At 31.9% G+C, this 1,259-nt stretch carries 1 protein-coding gene; it reads left to right on the forward strand.

The genetic code is table 11. The annotated features are described in order from the left end of the window. Positions 1 to 245 precede the first annotated feature (245 nt). A complete protein-coding gene (locus ICJ85_RS16090) occupies positions 246 to 1,085 on the forward strand; it encodes a DUF6985 domain-containing protein (protein WP_188224818.1) in 840 nt (279 codons plus the stop codon). Positions 1,086 to 1,259: the final 174 nt, after the last annotated feature.

Here is a 1,259-nt window from a genome sequence, read left to right on the forward strand (position 1 = left end):
ACCGTATAACATAACCTTATTTCTCTCTTTTGTTCTTTCTGATTAATACTTTAAAATTAACAGATTGTAAACTTAAGCCGTGTAAAAATAATTGCTTGGTTCTTGCCTACTTGGAAAATCCTACGGATTTTCCTCTGGTTCGTTCCATTTTTGTAAGTTAGTTGCTTAAACACGCAACTATCCTTACACATCAACGTTAGCCATAATTTGAACGAACGAGACTGAGTGAATTAACAGAAAACAGAATGGATAAATTTACTTTTAGTGGAGAATGGAAAGTTGATTTATATTTAGACGAAATATCTAAATTGAATTCAGATAGATTTTACAAGTACGAAATTCATCAACCACATAAAGAAAAATTGTTAAAAGGAATGGTTCCATTGACAATTTATGACGAACACACAGAAAATCCAGACCCTACTCCTGAACAGATTTTAGCTATTAATTGGATTTTAGAAAATCAAAATGAAATACTAAAAACCATCTATAATGACCTGATAAATGTTATTTGGCCTCATTACATCGAAAAATGGGAGGACGATTCAGAAAATGAACATTCATACCCTAAGATTTCAAACTATCAAGAGTTAGATAAAGCATTAGGGATTGATTCGATTGGTATTCATTATGATAAAGCAGACGGTGTATCATATTATAGCCTTTATTTTAGCTTTTGCACGGATGAAGAACATGGGCTAACATTGATTTATCACAAAAATAGACTAATCGACTTTGGCGGAATTGGAGATGTTGACAATAAAAAACTTTTGAAAGACCAAGGAATAGGTTTTGACGATTGGTTTAATGAGCAAATCAAAAAAAAGGAGAATAAGATTTTGAAGTTACATGAGCCGAATCCAAAATATGGTAATCTTAAGCCTTGGCAGAAATCTGAAAATGACTATTACCCTTTTGGTTTGTTAAATGCAGATAGAAATGAAGATTTAATTTTATTTTTAAAGTCCCACATGGATTTAACAAAACAGATTATAGATAGATTAATTGAAGTGGCTGAACATAAAAAGAAATATGATTTGCTTGATGAACTGAAAACTATGGCTAACAATGTATATACAAAATAGGCGAGACAGTAGTAAATTCAACGGTTGCAGCCCGCTTCAAGATTGTAACGGTTTGATAAGTTTGAAGACCGCAATCGCCTACTTTGCATATACTTACCGTTGCCCACAATATCAAAATGAGCAGAGTAAGAACCTTTCTAAAATCTTTAAACAAACGTGAATTAGCTTATTTTG

The organism is Aestuariibaculum marinum (assembly GCF_014596975.1).
Taxonomy (GTDB): Bacteria; Bacteroidota; Bacteroidia; order Flavobacteriales; family Flavobacteriaceae; genus Aestuariibaculum; species Aestuariibaculum marinum.